Below are 20514 nucleotides of genomic sequence, written 5' to 3' on the forward strand. Positions count from 1 at the left end.
CACGCGGTCGGCGGGGAACGAAGGCGTCAGGCCGTCACCTTCTGCGGCTGCGCGGCCGCGAGCCCGGCCCGTTCCCCCAGGGACTCCGTAGGAACCCGGTGGGTCTCCCGCGCCGACAGCGCCGCGATCACCGGCGGTACGCACAACGCCGCGGTGAACAGCGCCACCGCGGACCAGTCGTCGCCCGCCGGTCCCGCGATCCGCGCCGCGAACGTCACGGCGAACCCGGCCGCCGCGAAACCGATCTGCGTGCCGATGGCCACGCCGGACAGCCGGACCCGGGTCGTGAACATCTCGCCGTAGAAGGCGGGCCACACACCGTTCGCGGCGCTGTAGACCACCCCGAAGCAGATGATCCCCGTCAGGAAGGTCAGCGGGTAGGAGCCCGTGGAGACCGCCCACAGGTACAGGAACATCGTCACCGCGCTGCCGGCCGCGCCGATCAGGAACACGGGGCGGCGCCCGATCCGGTCGGACAGCGTCGCCCACAGCGGGATCGCGGCGAGCGCGACGACATTGGCCAGGGCGCCCACCCACAGCATGGCCGTACGCGACATGCCGACCGCGTCGCTCGTGGCGTACGCCAGCGCCCACACTGTGAAGATCGTGCTGACCGAGGCGATCAGCGCGCCCGCGATCACCCGCAGCACATCCGCCCAGTGCTCGCGGAGCAGGATCACCAGGGGCAGCCTGACCACACCCTCCTCGGCCGTCTGCTGGGCGAAGGCCGGTGTCTCGTCCAGCCTGCGGCGGATGACCCAGCCGACGACGGCGACCCCGACGCTCAGCCAGAACGGCAGCCGCCAGCCCCACGACAGCAACTGGTCCTCGGGCAGCGCGGCGACCGGGAGGAAGACCAGCGTGGCCAGCAACTGGCCGCCCTGGGTGCCGCTGAGGGTGAAGCTGGTGAAGAAGCCGCGCCGGTCCGGCGGCGCGTGCTCCAGCGTCATGGAGTTGGCGCTGGCCTGCTCGCCGGCCGCCGAGATGCCCTGGAGCACCCGGCACAGCACCAGCAGGACCGGGGCGAGACCGCCCACCTGGTCCCGGGTCGGCAGACAGCCGATGAGGAACGTCGACAGGCCCATCAGCATCAGCGTGAAGACCATGATCTTCTTACGGCCGAGCTTGTCCCCGAAGTGCCCGAGCACCAGCGCGCCCACCGGGCGGGCCGCGTACGCGACACCGAACGTGGCCAGCGACAGCAGGGTCGCGGTCGCCGGATCGGACTCGTCGAAGAACACCTCGGGGAAGATCAGCGCGGCGGCGCTGCCGTAGATGAAAAAGTCGTAGTACTCCAGGGCGCTGCCGATCCAGGCGGCGGTCGCGGCTTTCCTGGGCTGACCGGGCGGGGCGGCGGCGGACCCTTCGGGCATGGCGGGGACGGACACGGCGGCTCCTTCGGGGGACTCCACCCTAGGGCGGAGCGGGGTAACGGAAGCAGAGGGGACGTGCCGGATCGCGGCTAATTAACCCACTGGGTAGTTAGTAGGGGATGGCCAGTGATGCTGCGCCCGCGTGCCGTCGGTGTCAAGGGGTCGGGTAGCGGGCGTTCAGTCCGCCGAGCGCTCCGCCGTCAGGTACGCGATCACCATGTCGCCCAGCATCGCCCGGTAGTGCGCGCGCTGCGCCCCGTCGAGCAGGTCGCGGCCGAACAGGGCGCCGAAGGTGTGCCGGTTGGAGACCCGGAAGAAGCAGAAGGAGGAGATCATCGCGTGCAGGTCGACGGCGTCGACGTCGGCCGTGAACAGGCCGGACTCCTGACCCGACGCCAGGATCCGGCGGATCACGTCCAGGGCGGGGGAACCGATCTTCCCGAGCTTCTCCGAGCCGGCGATGTGCTGCGCCTCGTGGATGTTCTCGATGCTGACCAGGCGGATGAAGTCGGGATGCTGCTCGTGGTGGTCGAAGGTCAGCTCGGCCAGGCGCCGGATGGCCGCGACCGGGTCCAGGTGGTCGACGTCGAGCTCCTGCTCGGCCTCCCGGATCACGCCGTACGCGCGCTCCAGCACGGCCGTGAACAGCTGTTCCTTGCCGCCGAAGTAGTAGTAGATCATCCGCTTGGTGGTGCGGGTGCGGGCGGCGATCTCGTCGACCCGGGCGCCGTCGTAGCCGGCCCGGGCGAACTCCTGGGTGGCGACGTCGAGGATCTCGGCCCGGGTGCGGGCGGCGTCACGGATGCGCTCGCCGGATCGTGCCGGTTCTTCGACGCTGGTCATCAGGTTCCTTCGGGCGGAGGGTCCGGTGCCGGTGATTCTAGAAGCAGGGGCCCGTCCGTCCGTGGGGTCTTCCCGAGCCCGTGCTCGGCTGATATAGCTAACGTACTGGTTCGTACATTAGTGAGCCGCTCGGGAGGCGCGCGTGCCCAAGGAGTCGTATCTCGTCGGACTGATCGGTTCCGGCATCGGTCCGTCACTCAGCCCGGCACTGCACGAGCGGGAGGCCGACCGGCAGGGCCTGCGCCTGGTGTACCGGCTGATCGACATCGACACCCTCGGGGCGCCGCCCGAGGCGGTCGGGGACCTGGTGCGGGCCGCCCGCGACCTGGGCTTCGACGGGCTCAACATCACGCACCCCTGCAAGCAGCTCGTCATCGAGCACCTGGACGCGCTCGCCCCGCAGGCCGAGGCGCTGGGCGCGGTCAACACCGTCGTCTTCGAGGACGGCCGAGCGGTCGGCCACAACACGGACGTCACCGGCTTCGCCGCGTCCTTCGCTCGCGGCCTGCCCGACGCGCCGCTGGAGCGGGTCGTGCAGCTGGGCGCCGGTGGTGCGGGGGCGGCCGTCGCCCACGCCATGCTCACCCTCGGCGCCGGGCGGATCACCGTCGTCGACGCCCTGCCCGAGCGAGCCGCGGCGCTGGCCGGCTCCCTGAACCGCGCCTTCGGGGAGGGTCGTGCGGCCGCCGCGCCGCCCGACCGGCAGGCCGAACTGCTCGCGCACGCCGACGGCATCGTCCACGCCACCCCCACCGGCATGGCCGCCCACCCCGGCCTGCCCCTGCCCGCCGAGCTGCTGCACTGCGGACTGTGGGTGGCCGAGGTGGTCTACCGCCCACTCGAGACCGAGCTGTTGCGGACGGCCCGAGCCCTGGGCTGCGCCACCCTCGACGGCGGCGGCATGGCCGCCTTCCAGGCCGCCGACGCGTTCCGCCTGTTCACCGGCCGGGAACCCGGCGCCGCGCGGATGCTGGCCGACCTGACCGAACTGGCCGGGGCCCTGGGAGCCCGGAACTGAAGAGAGGTACCGCCGTTGCGTACGTCCATCGCCACCGTCTCCCTCAGCGGCTCCCTCACCGAGAAGCTCGACGCCGCCGCCCGGGCCGGCTTCGACGGGGTGGAGCTCTTCGAGAACGACCTGCTGGCCAGCCCCCTCACCCCCGAGGACATCCGAGCCCGCTGCGCCGACCTCGGGCTCCGCATCGACCTCTACCAGCCGATGCGGGACGTCGAGGCCGTCCCCGAGGCCGAGTTCGCCCGTAACCTGCGGCGGGCCCGGCACAAGTTCGAGCTGATGCGCCGGCTCGGCGCCGACACGGTCCTCGTCTGCTCCAGCGTCTCCCCGCAGGCGGTGGACGACGACGCCCTCGCCGCCGAGCAGCTCGCCCGCCTCGCCGGCCTGGCGGCGGAGTACGGCATCCGGGTGGCCTACGAGGCGCTCGCGTGGGGGCGGCACGTCAGCACCTACGACCACGCCTGGCGCATCGTCGAGACGGCCGGGCATCCTGCGCTCGGCACCTGCCTGGACAGCTTCCACATCCTCTCGCGCGCCTTTGGCCCCGCGGATCTCGAAGGCATCGCGGCCATCCCCGGCGAGAAGATCTTCTTCCTCCAGCTCGCCGACGCCCCGCTGCTCGCGATGGACGTCCTGCAGTGGAGCCGCCACTACCGCTGCTTCCCCGGCCAGGGCGGCTTCGACATCGCGGCGCTGGTACGGCACGTGCTGGCCACCGGCTACGACGGCCCGCTGTCCCTGGAGGTCTTCAACGACGTGTTCCGGCAGGCCGAGGCCGGGCCGACCGCCGTCGACGCCCGGCGCTCCCTGCTGCTCCTCAAGGAGGCGGTGGGCAAGGCGATCCTGCCCGACCCCGTCGTCCCCACCGGTGTCGCCTTCGCCGAGCTCGTCACGCCCGACGCCGAGCCCCTGGCCGACCTGCTCGGGGCCCTGGGTTTCACCCGCACCGCACGGCACCGCGGCAAGCCCGTCGCCCTGTGGGAGCAGGGGGACGCCCGGATCCTCGTCAACACCGGGTCCGCCGCCCGCCGCGACGGCACCCGGCTCGCCGCGATCGGGCTGGAGTCACCGGACCCGGCCGGAGCGGCCCGGCGTGCCGAGGCGCTGCTGGCTCCCGTCCTGCCCCGCCGCCGCGCACCGCGGGACGTCCCGCTGGACGCCGTCGCCGCCCCCGACGGCACCGAGCTGTTCTTCTGCGCCACCGGCCGCCCGGACCTGCCCGACTGGCGGGCCGACTTCGCCGACACGAACCTGCCCCCGGCACGGGCGGACATCCGGGGCATCGACCACCTCGCCCTCACCCAGCCCTGGCACCACTTCGACGAAGCGGCCCTCTTCCACCGCGGAGTGCTCGGTCTTGACGCCCAGGAGAGCGTGGACGTCGCCGACCCGTACGGCCTGATGCGCAGCCGCGCCGTCACCAACGCCGACGGCAGTGTCCGGATCGCCCTCACCGTCGGCGCCGCGCCCACGGACGACACCGTCCACGCCCAGCACATCGCCCTGGCCACCGACGACGTGGTCGCCGCGGCCCGCCGCTTCCGGGACGCGGGCGGCCGTCTCCTGCCGGTCCCCGCGAACTACTACGACGACCTCGCCGCCCGCTTCGAGTTCTCGGACGGCGAGTTGGAGACCTACCGCGACCTCGGCATCCTCTACGACCGCGACGCCCACGGCACCTTCCGCCACTGCTACACCCGCACCGTCGGACGGGTCTTCTTCGAACTGGTCCAGCGTGACGGCGGTGACGGCGGTGACGGCGGCTACCGGGGCTACGGCGCCGCCAACGCCCCGGTGCGGCTGGCCGCGCAGCACACGGCGCGGGCGCTCACTGGCGGCTGACGGTCCGGGTGATGCCGGTGACGACGGTGGTGGCGAGGATCCAGCCCGTGAGCACGAGGGTGTAGGAGAGCCACTGGTAGCCGCCGGTGGGGGCGAAGGCGGCCTCCTGCCCGAAGGAGATCACCGGCAGCAGCAGGTCGAGGGTGTAGAAGACCGGGTTGAACTGCGGTGCCTCGTCCGGTTTCAGCGGCGCGGGATGGTGCAGCGCGTAGACGACTGAGCCGGCCATCAGCAGGGAAACCAGCCAGCCCGCGGCCCGCAGGGGGCGGAAGCCGTAGCCGACGGTGGCGTCCTGCACATGACCCCACAGCCTGCCGTACCAGGGCAGGGTGGCGCGCCTGCGGCGCTGCTTGGCGAGCTGGACGAGGCGGGCGGCGGGATCGTCGCCGATCCTGCGGTAGGCGGCGGTCAACTGCTCGTAGGCGTGCGGGACATAGCCCTCGCCGTCCCGCTCCAGCATCGCCAGCCGCCGCTCGGCGGGCTCGTGCGGGGTGAGGGAGGTGTAGACGAGGCTGTTGAGCAGGACCTCGTCGGGCACCACCTCCGGCTCAAGGAACAGCACCTCCATCTGGGCGCGGCGCAGGTTGAGGGTGCCCTCCATGCGAGGCCCCTTGCGCAGCCAGAGTTCGCCGATGGTGCAGCTGCTGGCCCGCAGCGCGGCGTCACCCGGGTTCGCCAGCGTTGCGTGCGACAGGTCGAGACGGCCCGCTATGTGGGCGCCGCGCAGGCCGATCCAGCCCAGCACGTCCGCTTCGCGCAGCCTGGCGTCGCCCTCCACCGTGAGGGTCTCCGCGTCCAGGGCGACCTTGCCCGCGCCGACCCGCAATCGCGCCTCGTTGAGGTCGATCGTGCCGGCGACCGACGCGCCCGACAGCCGTACCTCGCCGCGCGTGCGCAGCCCCGGCGCCGACAGACCGTCCCCGATGGTCACATGGTTGAGCTGGAGTGCCGGCTGACCGGCGGGCGGCTCGTCGATGTCGGCGCCGTCCATGAACAGCGCCCCGGAGATCTGCGCCCCGCCGAGCCGGACGGGCCCGTCGAACAGGCAGTCCGACATGCGCAGCACGCCGTCCACGCGCAGGGTGGCGGCGTCCAGGCCGGGCAGGACCGAGCCGCGCAGGTTCAGCTGGCGCAGGCGCGCCGCGTACAGCACGGGTACGTCCTCGAAGAAGCAGTCGCTGAGACGCACGGCGTGGCCGATGTCGGCGTACTGGAGGTTCAGCACCCCGGTGATCCGCGCTCCGGCCAGCCTGAGGGCGGCGGTCTCCCCGTCCTCCTGCGGCGCGCTCAGCAGCAGTGCCCGCACCACGGCTGCCCGTACGGTCCGTTCGGGGCCCCAGTCCTCGCCCCGCGCCGGGTTCTCGTGCGCCGGGCTCCGCAAGTCCACGTCCTGTCCCCGCGGAAAGGCACGCCACACCCGCTCCTCGGCGGGCGTCATGTCGTCGATCTCCATCAGCCTGGGACTCTGACGTGCCCGGCCGGAGGTGTCAACTCACTTCCGGCCGGGGCTTGTTACGCCCGGGTGTTCCACTCCGCGATCACGGGCCGGCCGTGCTCGGTCGACAGCCGGCAGACCGTCCCGGTCTCCAGCCGGAACAGCCGTCCCTCCGCCGGGGACAGGCCCAGCCGACGGGCCGTCAGCACGCGGAGGAAGTGGCCGTGCGCCACCAGCATCACATCGCCCTCGGGCAGTGACTTCTCCGCCCGGGCCAGCACCCGGTCGGCGCGTTCGCCGACCTCCTCGGGGGACTCGCCGGGCTCGCCGTCCGGGCCGGGCGGGCCCCCGTCGGTCCACAGGTCCCAGTCGGGGCGGGTGCGGTGTATCTCCTCGGTGGTGACGCCCTCGTAGGCGCCGTAGTGCCACTCGTGCAGGTCCACGTCCTGCACGGTCCCGGTCAGGCCCGCGAGTTCGGCGGTGCGCACCGCGCGGCCGAGCGGGCTGGTGAGGACCAGTGCGAAGGAGCGGTCCGCGAGGAGCGGGGTGAGCGAGGCGGCCTGCTCCTCACCGTGCTCGGTGAGGGGCAGGTCGGTGAAGCTGGTGTGCTGTCCGCTCCGGCTCCACTCCGTCTCGCCGTGACGGACCAGCAGCAGATCACCCACGTGCTACGCCTTCTTCGCGGACTCGACGGCGTGACCGCCGAACTGGTTGCGCAGCGCCGCGATCATCTTCATCTGCGGCGAGTCGTCCTGCCGGGAGGCGAACCGGGAGAAGAGGGAGGCGGTGATCGCGGGCAGCGGCACGGAGTTGTCGATCGCGGCCTCCACCGTCCAGCGTCCCTCACCGGAGTCCTGGGCGTAGCCCCGGAGCTCCTCCAGGTGCTCGTCCTCGTCCAGGGCGTCCACCGCGAGGTCGAGCAGCCAGGAGCGGATGACGGTGCCCTGCTGCCAGGAGCGGAACACCTCGCGGACGTTGTCCACCGAGTCCACGGCCTCCAGCAGCTCCCAGCCCTCGGCGTAGGCCTGCATCATCGCGTACTCGATGCCGTTGTGGACCATCTTGGCGAAGTGCCCGGCGCCGACCTTGCCCGCGTGCACGTAGCCGTACGGGCCCTCCGGCTTGAGCGCTTCGAAGATCGGCTGGAGCCGGTCGACGTACTCCTTCTCGCCGCCGACCATCAGGGCGTAGCCGTTCTTCAGGCCCCACACGCCGCCGGAGACGCCCGCGTCGACGAAGCCGATGCCACGCTTGCTGAGCTCCTCGGCGTGCTTCTCGTCGTCCGTCCAGCGCGAGTTGCCGCCGTCGACGACCGTGTCGTAGGGCTTGAGGAGGTCCGCCAGACGGTCGATGACGTGCTGGGTGGGCCCGCCGGCCGGGACCATGACCCAGACCGTGCGCGGCGCTTCCAGCTGGTTGACGAGGTCGGCCAGGCTGTCGGCGTCCGACTTCTCGGGGTCGGTGTCGTAGCCGATGACGGTGTGGCCGGCGTTGCGCAGGCGCTCGCGCATGTTGCCGCCCATCTTGCCGAGACCCACAAGACCGATCTGCATGTCAGCTCACTTCCCGAAGTTTGCGGTAGGCGGCCACCAGGGCGGCCGTGGACGGGTCGAGACCGGGGACGTCAGCGCCCTCGGTCAGGGCGGGCTCGACGCGTTTGGCGAGCACCTTGCCGAGCTCGACGCCCCACTGGTCGAAGGAGTCGATGTTCCAGACGGCGCCCTGCACGAACACCTTGTGCTCGTAGAGGGCGATCAGCTGGCCGAGGACCGACGGGCTCAGTTCGGTGGCCAGGATCGTGGTGGTCGGGTGGTTGCCCCGGAAGGTGCGGTGCGGCACCTGCTCCTCGGGCACGCCCTCCGCGCGCACCTCCTCGGCGGTCTTGCCGAAGGCGAGCGCCTGCCCCTGCGCGAACAGGTTGGCCATCAGCAGGTCGTGCTGCGCCTTCAGTTCGTCGCTCAGCTCGGCGACGGGCCGGGCGAAGCCGATCAGGTCGGCGGGGATGAGCTTGGTGCCCTGGTGGATCAACTGGTAGTAGGCGTGCTGCCCGTTGGTGCCGGGCGTGCCCCACACCACCGGACCGGTCTGCCACTCCACCGTGTTCCCGTCGCGGTCCACCGACTTGCCGTTGGACTCCATGTCGAGCTGCTGGAGGTAGGCGGTGAACTTCGACAGGTAGTGGCTGTAGGGCAGGACCGCGTGCGACTGGGCGTCGTGGAAGTTGCCGTACCAGACGCCCAGCAGGCCCAGCAGCAGCGGGGCGTTGGCCTCGGCGGGGGCGTTGCGGAAGTGCTCGTCGACGATGCGGAACCCGTCGAGCATCTCCCGGAAGCGGTCCGGGCCGATCGCGATCATCAGGGACAGGCCGATCGCGGAGTCGTACGAGTAGCGGCCGCCGACCCAGTCCCAGAACTCGAACATGTTGTCGACGTCGATGCCGAAGTCGGCGACCTTCTCCGCGTTGGTCGACAGCGCGACGAAGTGTTTCGCCACCGCCTTCTCTCCCCCACTCTCGGCTTCGCTCGAGCGGGAGGTGCCCCCACCCCCGAGACCCCGCAGCAGCCAGGAGCGCGCCGAGGTGGCGTTCGTGATCGTCTCGATCGTGGTGAAGGTCTTGGACGCGACGATGAACAGCGTCTCCGCCGGGTCCAGGTCGCGCACCGCCTCGTGCAGATCGGAACCGTCCACGTTCGACACGAAGCGGAGCGTCAGATCCCGGTCGGTGAACGGCCGCAGCACCTCGTAGGCCATGGCCGGACCGAGGTCCGAGCCGCCGATGCCGATGTTGACGACGTTGCGGATCCGCTTGCCGGTGTGCCCGGTCCACTCACCGGAGCGGACGCGATCGGCGAACGCGGCCATCTTGTCGAGCACGGCGTGCACGGCCGGGACGACGTTCTCGCCGTCGACCTCGATCACCGCGTCCCGCGGGGCGCGCAGCGCGGTGTGCAGCACGGCCCGGTTCTCGGTGACGTTGATCTTCTCGCCGCGGAACATCGCGTCCCGCAGCCCGAACACGCCGGTCGCCGTGGCCAGCTCCTGGAGCAGGGCCAGCGTCTCGTCGGTGACCAGGTGCTTGGAGTAGTCGATGCGCAGGTCGCCCACGTGCACGACGTAGCGCTCGGCGCGCCCCGGGTCGGCCGCGAACAGCTCACGCAGGTCCGGCTGCGGCAGGGCGTCCGTGCGGTGGTCCTCCAGGGCGGTCCACTCGGGGCGCCGGCTGAGCCGGGGGGAGTCGGAGGGGGAGTCAGACATGAGCGGGGGTCTCCTCGGTTGCCTCGCCGTTCAGGGCGATGGCGTACATCTCGTCCGCGTCGAGGCGCCGCAGCTCCTCGGCGATCAGTTCGGAGGTCGCACGGACCTTCAGCGCGAGGGTGCGTGACGGCTGGCCCGGCAGGGTCAGCGTGGCCAGCGGCCCCTCGGGCCGGTCGATGACGATCTCACCGTGCTCGGTGCCCAGGCGCACCGCGGTCACGACCGGCCCGGCGGTGACCACGCGGTCGACCCGGACGTGCAGCCGCGCCTCCAGCCAGCGGGCCAGCAGCTCGGCGGCCGGGTTCTCGGCCTCGGCCTCCACCGCCGCGGAGACGATCCGCGCCCGGGCCTGGTCCAGCGCCGCCGCGAGCATCGAACGCCAGGGCGTCAGCCGGGTCCAGGCGAGGTCGGTGTCACCGGGGGCGTACGAGCGGACCCGCGTCTGCAGCGTCTCCAGCGGATTCTCGACGGCGTACAGGTCGGTGATCCGCCGCTGGGCCAGGGCGCCGAGCGGGTCCTTGGAGGGGTTGTCGGGGGCGTCCACCGGCCACCACACCACCACCGGCGCGTCCGGCAGCAGCAGCGGCAGCACCACCGAGTCGGCGTGCTCGGACACCTCGCCGTAGGTCCTGAGGATCACCGTCTCGCCGGTGCCCGCGTCGGCGCCCACCCGGACCTCGGCGTCCAGCCGGGAGGACTGGCGGTCGCGCGGCGTGCGGGCGTGCCGCTTGATGACGACCAGGGTGCGCGAGGGGTGCTCGTGCGAGGCCTCCTCGGCCGCCTTGATGGCGTCGTAGGCATTCTCCTCGTCCGTGACGATCACCATCGTCAGGACCATGCCCACGGCCGGTGTGCCGATGGCGCGGCGGCCCTGCACCAGCGCCTTGTTGATTTTGCTTGCCGTGGTGTCGGTCAGGTCGATCTTCATGGCCTGCGCCAGCTCCGTCCGTCTCGTGCGAGCATCTCGTCGGCTTCCTCGGGTCCCCAGCTGCCCGAGGCGTACTGCGCGGGCCTGCCGTGCGTGGCCCAGTACTGCTCGATCGGGTCGAGGATCTTCCAGGACTCTTCCACTTCCTGGTGACGGGGGAACAGGTTGGCGTCGCCCAGGAGCACGTCAAGGATCAGCCGTTCGTACGCCTCGGGGCTCGATTCGGTGAACGACTCGCCGTAGGCGAAGTCCATCGTGACGTCCCGGATCTCCATCGACGTGCCGGGCACCTTCGAGCCGAAGCGGACCGTCATGCCCTCGTCCGGCTGGACGCGGATGACGATCGCGTTGGAGCCCAGCTCCTCGGTCGCGGTGGAGTCGAAGGGGGAGTGCGGAGCCCGCTGGAAGACGACCGCGATCTCCGTCACCCGGCGGCCGAGGCGCTTGCCGGTACGCAGGTAGAACGGGACGCCGGCCCAGCGGCGGTTGTCCACCTGGAGCCTGATCGCGGCGTAGGTGTCGGTCGTGGAGGAAGGGTCGATGCCGTCCTCCTCCAGATAGCCGCGCGCCTTCGCGCCCCCCTGCCAGGCCGCCTCGTACTGCCCGCGCACGGTGTTCGCCCCGAGGTCCTGCGGCAGCCGCACGGCCTTGAGGACCTTGAGCTTCTCGGTGAGCAGCGAGGAGGCGTCGAAGGCGGCCGGTTCCTCCATCGCGGTGAGCGCCATCAGCTGGAGCAGGTGGTTCTGGATGACGTCACGGGCGGCACCGATGCCGTCGTAGTAGCCGGCCCGGCCGCCGATGCCGATGTCCTCGGCCATGGTGATCTGCACGTGGTCGACGTACGACCGGTTCCAGATCGGCTCGAACATCTGGTTGGCGAAGCGCAGCGCCAGGAGGTTCTGGACGGTCTCCTTGCCGAGGTAGTGGTCGATGCGGAAGACCTGCTCCGGATCGAACACGTCGTGCACGATGCGGTTGAGCTCCTCGGCCGATGCCAGGTCGTGCCCGAACGGCTTCTCGATGACCGCGCGGCGCCAGGAGCCCTCGGGGGCGCTCGCCAGCTTGTGCTTCTTCAGCTGCTGGACGACCTTCGGGAAGAACTTCGGCGGCACCGAGAGGTAGAAGGCGTAGTTGCCGCTGGTGCCGCGGGAGGCGTCCAGCTCCTCGATCGCGGAGCGCAGCTGCTTGAACGCCGTGTCGTCGTCGAAGTCGCCCGGGATGAACCGCATGCCCTCGGCGAGCTGCTGCCAGACCTCCTCGCGGAACGGGGTCCGGGCGTGCTCGCGGACCGCGTCGTGCACCACCTGCGCGAAGTCCTGGTCCTCCCAGTCCCGGCGGGCGAAGCCCACCAGGGAGAAGCCCGGCGGCAGCAGACCGCGGTTGGCCAGGTCGTACACCGCCGGCATCAGCTTCTTGCGGGACAGGTCTCCGGTGACGCCGAAGATGACGAGCCCGGAGGGCCCCGCGATCTTCGGCAGACGGCGGTCGCGTGCGTCGCGCAGGGGGTTGTCGAAGTGGGTGTCGGCGTGCGCCGTACGGGGTGCGTGACCGCTTGCCCCGCTCTGCTCGACCCCCGCCGCCTCCTGGGCGGCCAGGGCCTCCTTCTCCTCCTTGGTCCCCTTGGTCTCCTGTTCGGCCGTCTGGGGGATGCCCTCGATGCCCTCGCTCATTCCGCGTCAACTCCCTCGCTGTTCAAGGACTTGGTGACCGCGTCCAGCAGCTCCTGCCAGGCCACCTCGAACTTGGCCACGCCCTCGTTCTCCAGTTGCCGCACCACCTCGTCGTATGCAATGCCGAGCCGTTCGACGGCCGCCAGGTCCGCGCGTGCCTGGGCGTAACCGCCGGAGACGGTGTCGCCCTGGACGTCGCCGTGGTCGGCGACGGCGTTCAGCGTGGCCTCCGGCATGGTGTTGACCGTGCCGGGGGCGACCAGCTCGTCCACGTACAGGGTGTCCTTGTAGGCCGGGTCCTTCACACCGGTGGAGGCCCAAAGGGGGCGCTGCCGGTTCGCGTGGGCTCCGCCCAGCGCCTGCCAGCGCGCCCCGGCGAAGACCTGCTCGTACGCCTCGTAGGCGAGCCGCGCGTTGGCCAGGGCGGCCCGGCCCTTCAGGGCGAGGGCCTCCTGTGTGCCCAGCAGCGTCAGCCGCTTGTCGATCTCGGCGTCCACACGGGAGACGAAGAACGAGGCGACCGAGTGGATCGCGGACAGGTCGAGGCCGGCCGTCTGCGCCTTCTCCAGCCCCGCGAGATAGGCGTCCATCACCTCGCGGTACCGCTCCAGCGAGAAGATCAGCGTCACGTTGACACTGATACCCGCCCCGATGACTTCCATGATCGCGGGCAGGCCCGCCCGCGTCGCCGGGATCTTGATCATCACGTTGGGGCGGTCCACCAGCCAGACCAGCTGCCGGGCCTCGGCGACCGTCGCCCGCGTGTCGTGGGCGAGGCGCGGGTCGACCTCGATGGAGACCCGGCCGTCCCGGCCGCCGGTCGCGTCGTACACCGGGCGCAGGACGTCGGCGGCGGCCCGGACATCGGCGGTCGTCATCATCCGGACGGCCTCGTCGACCGTCACACCGCGCACCGCCAGGTCGGCGAGCTGCTCCTCGTAGCCCGCGCCCGAGCCGATGGCGGCCTGGAAGATCGACGGGTTGGTGGTGACGCCGACGACGTTCCTCGTGGCGACGAGCTCGGCCAGGTTGCCGGACTCGATCCGCCGGCGCGACAGGTCGTCGAGCCAGATCGACACGCCCTCGTCGGACAGGCGCTTGAGTGCTCCCGCGTTCGCGGTCGCTTCGGACACAGTGATCATCTTCTTTCGGGCGGTCGGTTCAGCCACGCGCGGCGGTGAGGGAGTCCCGCGCGGCGGCGACGACGTTCTCGGGGGTGAAGCCGTACTCGGCGAACAGGGTCTTCGCGTCGGCGGAGGCACCGAAGTGCTCCAGGGAGACGATGCGTCCGGCGTCTCCCACGAACCGGTACCAGGTCAGGCCGATCCCGGCCTCGACGGCGACCCGGGCCTTCACGGACGGCGGCAGGACGCTGTCGCGGTAGGAGCGCGGCTGCTCCTCGAACCACTCCACGGACGGCATCGACACCACGCGGGTGGGCACGCCGGCGGCCTGGAGGAGCTCGCGCGCCCCGGCGGCGACGTGCACCTCGGAGCCGGTGGCGATCAGGATCACCTGGGGCGTGCCGCCCTCGGCCTCGAACCGCACGTAGCCGCCGCGTGCCGCGTCCGGGTCCGGCTCGTAGGTGGGCACGCCCTGGCGGGTGAGCGCGAGGCCGTGCGGGGCGGGGGCGGTGCCGTGCCGCTTGAGGATCTCGGCCCAGACGACCGCGGTCTCGCCTGCGTCGGCCGGGCGTACGACGTTCAGGCCCGGGATCGCGCGCAGTGCGGCCAGATGCTCGACCGGCTGGTGGGTCGGGCCGTCCTCGCCGAGGCCGATGGAGTCGTGCGTCCACACGTACGTCACCGGGAGCTGCATCAGGGCCGACATCCGCACGGCGTTGCGCATGTAGTCGGAGAACACCAGGAAGGTGCCGCCGTAGATGCGGGTGTTGCCGTGCAGGGCGATGCCGTTCATCTCCGCGGCCATGGAGAACTCGCGGATGCCGAAGTGCACGGTGCGCCCGTAGGGGTCCGCCTCCGGCAGCGGGTTGCCCTCCGGCAGGAAGGAGCTGGTCTTGTCGATGGTGGTGTTGTTGGAGCCGGCCAGGTCGGCCGAGCCGCCCCACAGCTCGGGCAGGACCGGTCCGAGGGCCTGGAGGACCTTGCCGGAGGCGGCGCGGGTGGCGACGGCCTTGCCCGGCTCGAACACCGGCAGCGCGTCCTCCCAGCCCTCGGGCAGCTCGCCCTTGCTGACCCGGTCGAAGGTGGCGGCCCGCTGCGGGTTCTCGCCCCGCCAGGCGGCGATCCGCTTGTCCCAGGCGGTGTGCGCCTCGGCGCCCCGGTCCAGGGCCAGGCGGGTGTGGGCCAGCACCTCGTCGGCCACCTCGAACGACCGCTCCGGGTCGAAGCCGAGGAGGCGCTTGGTGGCCGCGACCTCGTCCTCGCCGAGCGCCGAGCCGTGGGAGGCCTCGGTGTTGCGCGCGTTCGGGGCGGGCCAGGCGATGATCGTGCGCATCGCGATGATCGACGGGCGCTCCGTCTCGGCCCGAGCCGCCCTCAGCGCCGCGTACAGGGCGTGCGGGTCGACGTCGCCGTCCTCCTGCGGCTCGATGCGCTGCACGTGCCAGCCGTAGGCCTCGTAGCGCTTCAGCACGTCCTCGGAGAACGCGGTCGCGGTGTCGCCCTCGATGGAGATGTGGTTGTCGTCGTAGAGGAAGACCAGGTTGCCGAGCTTCTGGTGGCCGGCGAGCGAGGAGGCCTCGGCCGAGACGCCCTCCTGGAGGTCGCCGTCGGAGACGATCGCCCAGATCGTGTGGTCGAAGGGAGACTCGCCCTCCGGGGCGTCCGGGTCGAACAGGCCGCGCTCGTAGCGGGCGGCCATCGCCATGCCGACGGCGTTCGCGACGCCCTGGCCCAGCGGGCCGGTGGTGGTCTCCACGCCGGCGGTGTGCCCGTACTCGGGGTGACCGGGCGTCTTGGAGCCGTGCGTGCGGAACGCCTTCAGGTCGTCCAGCTCCAGCTCGTAGCCCGCGAGGTAGAGCTGTGTGTACAGGGTCAGCGAGGTGTGGCCGGGGGAGAGGACGAAGCGGTCACGGCCGGTCCACTCGGGATCGGCGGGATCGTGCCGCATCACCTTCTGAAAGATCGTGTAGGCGGCCGGCGCCAAACTCATCGCCGTGCCGGGGTGGCCGTTGCCGGCCCGCTGGACGGCGTCCGCCGCCAGCAGACGGGCGGTGTCGACGGCACGCCGGTCGAGTTCGGTCCATTCGAAGCTGTCCGCTGTCTGCGTGCTCATCTTCAAGAAGTCCTCGATCGGTGCGAAGGTGCTGGTCTGACGCGTTCAAAATTAAAAGTCTGACTTTTACGCCGGAAGGTCGCCGTGTGCCAGCCTGTGGTGAAAGTGGGACACCCACCGGCAGCAGGGCACACACATGGGGCGGGATGAGGGGTACTTGGTGGACATTGTGGACAGAACCATCCAAGGCGGCGACGGGATCGATACGTTCCCCTTCCCGGTCGAGCTCAGCGTCGGAGGCGTCGGCATGCAGGTCGCCCCGATGGGCGACACCTGGCCGTCCGGTGGACCGCTGGAGCGCGTGCACCGCATCGACTTCCACATCGTCCTGCTGTTCGGCGCGGGCCCGGTCCGGCACATGGTCGACTTCACCGAACACGAGGCCGCGGCCGGGGACCTGCTGTGGATCCGCCCGGGGCAGGTCCACCGCTTCTCGCCCACCAGCGAGTACCGCGGAACCGTGCTGACCATGCAGCCCGGCTTTCTGCCCCGCTCGACCGTCGAGGCCACCGGCCTCTACCGCTACGACCTGCCGCCGCTGTTGCGCCCCGACACGTCCCAACTCGCCGCCCTGCAAGCGGCGCTGACGCAGTTGCGGCGCGAGTACGAGGACACGGTCACGCTCCCGCTGAGCCTGCACACCGCCGTCCTGCGCCACACACTGACGGCGTTCCTGCTGCGGCTCGCCCACCTCGCCGCGAGTTCGGCCGAGGCGCCACGGCAGCGGTCCGACTCGACGTTCACCCTCTTCCGGGACGCCGTGGAGCGGGACTTCGCCACCAACCACAGTGTCAGCGCCTACGCCGACGCGCTCGGCTACTCCCGCCGCACGCTGGTGCGTGCCGTGCGCGCCGCGACCGGTGACACCCCCAAGGCCTTCATCGACAAACGGGTGGTCCTGGAGGCCAAACGGCTCCTCGCCCACACCGAACTGCCGATCGGCCGGGTCGGCGTGGCGGTCGGCTTCCCCGACGCCGCGAACTTCTCCAAGTTCTTCCACCAGCACACGGAGCAGACCCCGGCGGCGTTCCGCGCGGAGTTGCGCTGAGGACGGCGAGAAGGGGGCTCCCCGCGCGCGCGGAGCCCCCTTCTCGATGAACCAGAAGGGCCGTCAGTGCCCGAAGGTGAACCAGTTGACGTTCACGAAGTCCGCGGGCTGACCGCTGGTGAAGGTCAGATACACGTCGTGCGTGCCCGTCACGGCGCTGATGTTCGCCGGGACGGTCCGCCACGACTGCCAGCCCCCGGTGTTGCCCACCGCGAAGCTCCCGACGGGCGCGTTGCCCCGGCTGTCCAGCCGCACCTCGACCAGTCCGCTGACGCCGCCGGCCGCTCCGCTCGCGACCCGGGCGTTGAACTGCCGGGCCGCCGAGGAGCCGAAGTTCACGCCCTTGAAGTGCAGCCAGTCGCCGCTTGCGAGCGCGCCGACGTTCTGGCCGCCGCCGGAGTCGGCCGTCGTCTCGGTGATCACGCCGGACTGGCCGTCGTAGGACTCGGCCTGGATGGCGGAGTAGGCGTCGCGGTTCCCGGTCGGCGGGGGTGTGGTGCCGCCGCCGGACGACAGCACCTGCACGTAGTCGACGACCATCGCGTGGCCCGGCTGCGTCCCGGCGTCCGGGCCGCCTCCGAACGCGTCGGGGAAGCCGCCGCCCATCGCGACGTTCAGGATGACGAAGAAGCCGTGGTCGGTGGCGTTCTTCCAGGTCGTCGCGTCGACCTGATCGGCGCGCACCGTGTGGTAGTTGACGCCGTCGAGGTAGAAGCGGATCTCCTCGACGCTCGTGGAGCGGTCCCACTCCATCCGGTACGTGTGGAAGCCGGCCTGGCAGGAGCTGCCCTGGCAGGTGGTCGAACCGCCGATGCCGCTGGTCTCGTTGCAGGGGCCGCCCGGGGAGGTGCCGCAGTGCATCGTGGCGAACACCGTGTTCATGCCCTGGGTGTTCTCCATGATGTCCAGCTCGCCGACCGCCGGCCAGTTCCAGTAGTCGCCGCGGTAGGGGCCGCCCAGCATCCAGAAGGCCGGCCAGTACCCCTTGGCGGCCGCGCCGGTGACGTTCGGCACCTGGATGCGCGACTCGACGCGGAGCTTGCCGCCGGCCGGGGGCCGGAAGTCGGTGCGGTTGGTCTCGATCCGGCCGGAGGTCCAGTTGCCGGCGGCGTCCCGCCGGGGCGTGATGCGCAGGTTGCCGTTGCCGTCGAGCGAGACGTTGTCCGTGCTGTTCGTCATCGTCTCGATCTCGCCGGTGCCCCAGTTGGCGGGGCCGCCCGGGTAGCCCTTGCCGGTCGCGTACCGCCAGTCGGAGGTGTTGACGCCGGAGCCGGCGGCGCCGGTGAAGTCGTCCACGAACAGCTGCGTCCAGCCCGACGGGGGCGGGGGCGCGGAGGCGTTCGCGGACGGGGTGGCCACCGCGGAGGCGGCGGCCGCGAGCCCGAGGGTGCTGACCACGGCGACGAACGCCCGCCGCAGCGGACGCCGTCTCGGGGAGGTGCCGGTGGTGTCGCTCATGTGGGGATGCCTCTCGGATGGGAGACGGGGCGAGAGCAAGGCTGAGAGCGCTCTCAAAGTGCCGTCAATGTGCTCTCCGCGGTCGGGGGCGTCAAGAGGTAAAACCGGGATTGGTGCGGGGCGGTGCGTGAGTGCACTCCTTGAACGGGACCTTGAACGGGACCGCCCGGTGCGGCCCCGACGGTCGCCGCGCTGTTGAACAAAAGGTTCCGGGGCACTCGGGGGGTCGACGGACTACCGGTCGAGGCAGCAGGAGGCACTCGTGGCCGTTCGCCATCACCTGATCCGAGTCGGCCCGGGCACCGTGTGGGACGTGCTCGCCGACGGCCACCGCTATGCCGAGTGGGTGGTGGGCACCTCCGGGTCCCACCCGGTGCGCGGACACTGGCCACGCACTGGAGCGGCGATCCGCTACGAGGTCCGGCTCGGCCCGGTACGGCTCGAGAACGAGACGACCGTCCGCTACTGCGACGAAGGCTCCCGGCTGGAGCTGGAGGCCAACGCCGGCCTGCTCGGCACCGCGCGCATCGCGATCGAGCTGCGGCCCTGGGGCGAGCACTGCCTGGTGATCGTGGACGAGCATCCGCTGCGCGGCGCGGGCGGCCGGTTGCACAACGTCGGCTTCGAGGCGCTGATCCAGCTGCGCCACCGCGCCATGCTCGCCCGGCTGGCCAGGCTGTGCGAGGCGGAAGCACAGGTCCCGGGAGGCACCCGCCGCGGCCTCGGTCAGGTGACCGCCGGGCCCGACGCGGGCGGGGCCGACCATGCCTGACGCCGTGGTGATCGGCGCGGGCCCCAACGGCCTGGTCGCCGCCAACGTCCTCGCGGACGCCGGGTGGCACGTCGAGGTGCTGGAGGAGCAGCCCGAGCCGGGCGGCGCCGTGCGCCACGACCGGGGTGTCGACCCCGCGTTCGTCAGTGACCTCTTCAGTTCCTTCTACCCCCTCGCCGCCGCCTCGCCCGTCCTGGCCGCGCTGCGCCTCGAGGAGCACGGACTGCGCTGGAGCAACGCGCCCAGCGTGCTGGCCCATCCCCTCACCGACGGCAGCTGCGCAGTCCTGGACCGGAACATCGACACCACCGCCGCGTCCCTCGACACCTTCGAGCCGGGCGACGGGGCCGCATGGCAGCGCCTGCACGACGTGTGGGAGAGCCTGCGCCCCGACCTCCTGGACGCGCTGTTCACCCCGTTCCCGCCCGTGCGCGCGACGGCCCGGCTGGCGCTGCGGCTGCGGGCCGCCGGCGGACTGCGCATGGCTCGGTCCCTGGTCCTGCCGGTGCGCCGTCTGGGCGAGGAGGAGTTCCGCGGCCAGGGCGGGCGCCTGCTGCTGGCCGGCAACGCCCTGCACGCCGACCTCGCCCCCGAGTCGGCGGGCAGCGGCGGCTTCGGCTGGCTGATGGCCATGCTGGGCCAGAGCTACGGCTTCCCGGTCCCGGCCGGCGGCTCCGGCGCGCTGACCGCCGCCCTGGTACGCCGCCTGGAGTCCCTGGGCGGACGGGTGCGCTGCGGGCAGCGCGTCGAGCGGATCGTCGTCCGCGGCGGGCGGGCGCTCGGCGTGCGCACGGCGGCCGGTGACGCGGTGCGGGCCCGCCGGGCGGTGCTGGCGGACGTGTCGGTGCCCCTCCTGTACGGCGAGCTCGTCGAGCCCGAGCACCTGCCCGCGCAGACCCTCGACGACCTGCGGCGCTTCCAGTGGGACTTCGCCACGTTCAAGGTCGACTGGGCGCTCGACGGCCCCGTGCCCTGGCAGAACGAACAGGCGTCCCGGGCCGGCACCGTGCACCTGTCCGACGGGATGGACGAGCTCACCCGCTTCGCCGCGCAGATCGCCATGCGGCAGGTGCCGGACCGACCGTTCGTGATCTTCGGCCAGATGACCACCTCCGACGCCTCCCGTTCCCCGCAGGGCACCGAGTCCGCCTGGGCCTACACGCACATCCCCCACGAGATCGCCGCCGACGCCGCCGACGAGGGCATCACCGGCCGCTGGGACACCAAGGACCAGGAACTCATGGCCGACCGCGTCGAACGCCAGGTGGAGCGCTTCGCGCCCGGCTTCCGCGCCCTGATCCGCGGCCGCCGCATCCTGGCGCCCCCGACCCTGGAGGCCCTCGACGGCAATCTCGCGGGCGGCGCCATCAACGGCGGCACCACCGCGATGCACCAGCAGCTCGTCTTCCGCCCCCTGCCCGGCACCGGCCGCCCGGAGACCCCGGTCCCGGGCCTGTACCTCGCCTCCGCCGGAGCCCATCCCGGCGGCGGTGTGCACGGCGCGCCCGGAGCCAACGCCGCCCGCGCCGCCCTGCGCCGCAACCGGGCCCCCGGCCTCGCCGGCGCCCAGCGGCTCCTCGCCCACCGCGACCGCACCGGAGCCAGACGCTGATCCCGGCCCTTCAGGGACGGGGCCGA

The 20514-nt window shown here is 71.8% G+C and carries 16 protein-coding genes; 5 read left to right on the forward strand and 11 right to left on the reverse strand.

What is annotated here, in order from left to right; genetic code table 11:
• Positions 1–26: 26 nt before the first annotated feature.
• Both FDO69_RS19040 and FDO69_RS19045 read right to left on the reverse strand, forming a co-directional pair.
• On the reverse strand, positions 27–1388 hold the full coding sequence (locus FDO69_RS19040) for an MFS transporter (protein ID WP_170320906.1): 1362 nt from the start codon (positions 1386–1388) through the stop codon (positions 27–29).
• A 162-nt stretch (positions 1389–1550) separates the two neighbouring features.
• Entirely contained in the window at positions 1551–2216 is a 666-nt protein-coding gene (locus tag FDO69_RS19045) for a TetR/AcrR family transcriptional regulator (RefSeq protein WP_104781036.1), read from the reverse strand.
• 142 nt (positions 2217–2358) lie between these two features.
• Here FDO69_RS19045 and FDO69_RS19050 point away from each other — a divergent pair, with 142 nt between their 5' ends.
• Together FDO69_RS19050 and FDO69_RS19055 are read left to right on the forward strand one after the other, a co-directional pair.
• Positions 2359–3234 (forward strand): shikimate dehydrogenase, encoded by an 876-nt coding sequence (locus tag FDO69_RS19050; RefSeq protein WP_104781037.1) that lies wholly within the window; start codon positions 2359–2361, stop codon positions 3232–3234.
• Positions 3235–3249: 15 nt separating this feature from the next.
• Complete coding sequence (locus tag FDO69_RS19055) at positions 3250–5073, forward strand: bifunctional sugar phosphate isomerase/epimerase/4-hydroxyphenylpyruvate dioxygenase family protein (RefSeq protein WP_104781038.1); 1824 nt, start codon at positions 3250–3252, stop codon at positions 5071–5073.
• Here the strand turns inward: FDO69_RS19055 and FDO69_RS19060 are convergent.
• Genes FDO69_RS19060 through tkt form a run of 8 tightly spaced genes read right to left on the reverse strand, consistent with a single transcriptional unit; the run spans position 5060 to position 15598 of the window.
• Positions 5060–6526, reverse strand: a complete 1467-nt coding sequence (locus FDO69_RS19060; protein WP_104781039.1) for a membrane-associated oxidoreductase — start codon at positions 6524–6526, stop codon at positions 5060–5062. The two genes, FDO69_RS19055 and FDO69_RS19060, sit on opposite strands and share 14 nt — an antisense overlap.
• 59 nt (positions 6527–6585) lie before the next feature.
• Positions 6586–7173, reverse strand: a complete 588-nt coding sequence (locus FDO69_RS19065; protein WP_104781040.1) for a histidine phosphatase family protein — start codon at positions 7171–7173, stop codon at positions 6586–6588.
• A 3-nt stretch (positions 7174–7176) separates the two neighbouring features.
• The gene (gene gnd / locus FDO69_RS19070; RefSeq protein ID WP_104781041.1) at positions 7177–8061 is read right to left on the reverse strand and encodes a phosphogluconate dehydrogenase (NAD(+)-dependent, decarboxylating); all 885 of its coding nucleotides are present in this window, start codon (positions 8059–8061) and stop codon (positions 7177–7179) included.
• Position 8062: 1 nt separating this feature from the next.
• Positions 8063–9763: a glucose-6-phosphate isomerase gene (pgi, locus tag FDO69_RS19075; protein ID WP_104781042.1), complete on the reverse strand. Its 1701-nt coding sequence runs from the start codon at positions 9761–9763 to the stop codon at positions 8063–8065.
• A complete protein-coding gene (opcA, locus tag FDO69_RS19080) occupies positions 9756–10691 on the reverse strand; it encodes a glucose-6-phosphate dehydrogenase assembly protein OpcA (RefSeq protein ID WP_104781043.1) in 936 nt (311 codons plus the stop codon). The genes pgi and opcA overlap by 8 nt, the downstream gene beginning before the upstream one ends.
• Positions 10688–12361, reverse strand: coding sequence for a glucose-6-phosphate dehydrogenase (gene zwf, locus FDO69_RS19085; RefSeq protein WP_104781044.1), 1674 nt, complete (start codon positions 12359–12361; stop codon positions 10688–10690). The genes opcA and zwf overlap by 4 nt, the downstream gene beginning before the upstream one ends.
• Positions 12358–13503, reverse strand: a complete 1146-nt coding sequence (gene tal / locus FDO69_RS19090) for a transaldolase (protein WP_104781045.1) — start codon at positions 13501–13503, stop codon at positions 12358–12360. The genes zwf and tal overlap by 4 nt, the downstream gene beginning before the upstream one ends.
• Before the next feature lie 19 nt (positions 13504–13522).
• Positions 13523–15598 (reverse strand): transketolase, encoded by a 2076-nt coding sequence (gene tkt, locus FDO69_RS19095; protein WP_104781046.1) that lies wholly within the window; start codon positions 15596–15598, stop codon positions 13523–13525.
• A gap of 136 nt (positions 15599–15734) precedes the next feature.
• Here tkt and FDO69_RS19100 point away from each other — a divergent pair, with 136 nt between their 5' ends.
• Positions 15735–16646 carry a helix-turn-helix domain-containing protein gene (locus FDO69_RS19100; protein ID WP_104781047.1) on the forward strand — a complete coding sequence of 304 codons (912 nt, stop codon included), beginning with the start codon at positions 15735–15737 and terminating at the stop codon, positions 16644–16646.
• Between the two features lie 63 nt (positions 16647–16709).
• Here the strand turns inward: FDO69_RS19100 and FDO69_RS19105 are convergent, their stop codons facing one another.
• Positions 16710–18104: a glycoside hydrolase family 16 protein gene (locus tag FDO69_RS19105; RefSeq protein WP_104781048.1), complete on the reverse strand. Its 1395-nt coding sequence runs from the start codon at positions 18102–18104 to the stop codon at positions 16710–16712.
• A gap of 262 nt (positions 18105–18366) precedes the next feature.
• On the opposite strand from FDO69_RS19105, the gene FDO69_RS19110 reads away from it, so the two are divergent.
• Positions 18367–18876: an SRPBCC family protein gene (locus FDO69_RS19110; RefSeq protein WP_104781049.1), complete on the forward strand. Its 510-nt coding sequence runs from the start codon at positions 18367–18369 to the stop codon at positions 18874–18876.
• A complete protein-coding gene (locus FDO69_RS19115) occupies positions 18869–20488 on the forward strand; it encodes a phytoene desaturase family protein (RefSeq protein ID WP_104781050.1) in 1620 nt (539 codons plus the stop codon). Before FDO69_RS19110 ends, FDO69_RS19115 begins: the two co-directional genes overlap by 8 nt.
• Positions 20489–20514: the final 26 nt, after the last annotated feature.

It is taken from the genome of Streptomyces tibetensis, assembly GCF_007655005.1.
Lineage (GTDB): Bacteria > Actinomycetota > Actinomycetes > Streptomycetales > Streptomycetaceae > Streptomyces > Streptomyces tibetensis.

Bases quoted from the DNA above. Each gene is read 5' to 3' on its own strand.
- pgi (WP_104781042.1), bottom strand. From the start codon at position 9,763: ATGTCTGACTCCCCCTCCGACTCCCCCCGGCTCAGCCGGCGCCCCGAG.
- FDO69_RS19105 (WP_104781048.1), bottom strand. From the start codon at position 18,104: ATGAGCGACACCACCGGCACCTCCCCGAGACGGCGTCCGCTGCGGCGG.
- FDO69_RS19115 (WP_104781050.1), top strand. From the start codon at position 18,869: ATGCCTGACGCCGTGGTGATCGGCGCGGGCCCCAACGGCCTGGTCGCC.
- opcA (WP_104781043.1), bottom strand. From the start codon at position 10,691: ATGAAGATCGACCTGACCGACACCACGGCAAGCAAAATCAACAAGGCG.
- FDO69_RS19060 (WP_104781039.1), bottom strand. From the start codon at position 6,526: ATGGAGATCGACGACATGACGCCCGCCGAGGAGCGGGTGTGGCGTGCC.
- FDO69_RS19100 (WP_104781047.1), top strand. From the start codon at position 15,735: ATGGGGCGGGATGAGGGGTACTTGGTGGACATTGTGGACAGAACCATC.
- tal (WP_104781045.1), bottom strand. From the start codon at position 13,503: ATGATCACTGTGTCCGAAGCGACCGCGAACGCGGGAGCACTCAAGCGC.
- zwf (WP_104781044.1), bottom strand. From the start codon at position 12,361: ATGAGCGAGGGCATCGAGGGCATCCCCCAGACGGCCGAACAGGAGACC.
- FDO69_RS19045 (WP_104781036.1), bottom strand. From the start codon at position 2,216: ATGACCAGCGTCGAAGAACCGGCACGATCCGGCGAGCGCATCCGTGAC.
- gnd (WP_104781041.1), bottom strand. From the start codon at position 8,061: ATGCAGATCGGTCTTGTGGGTCTCGGCAAGATGGGCGGCAACATGCGC.
- tkt (WP_104781046.1), bottom strand. From the start codon at position 15,598: ATGAGCACGCAGACAGCGGACAGCTTCGAATGGACCGAACTCGACCGG.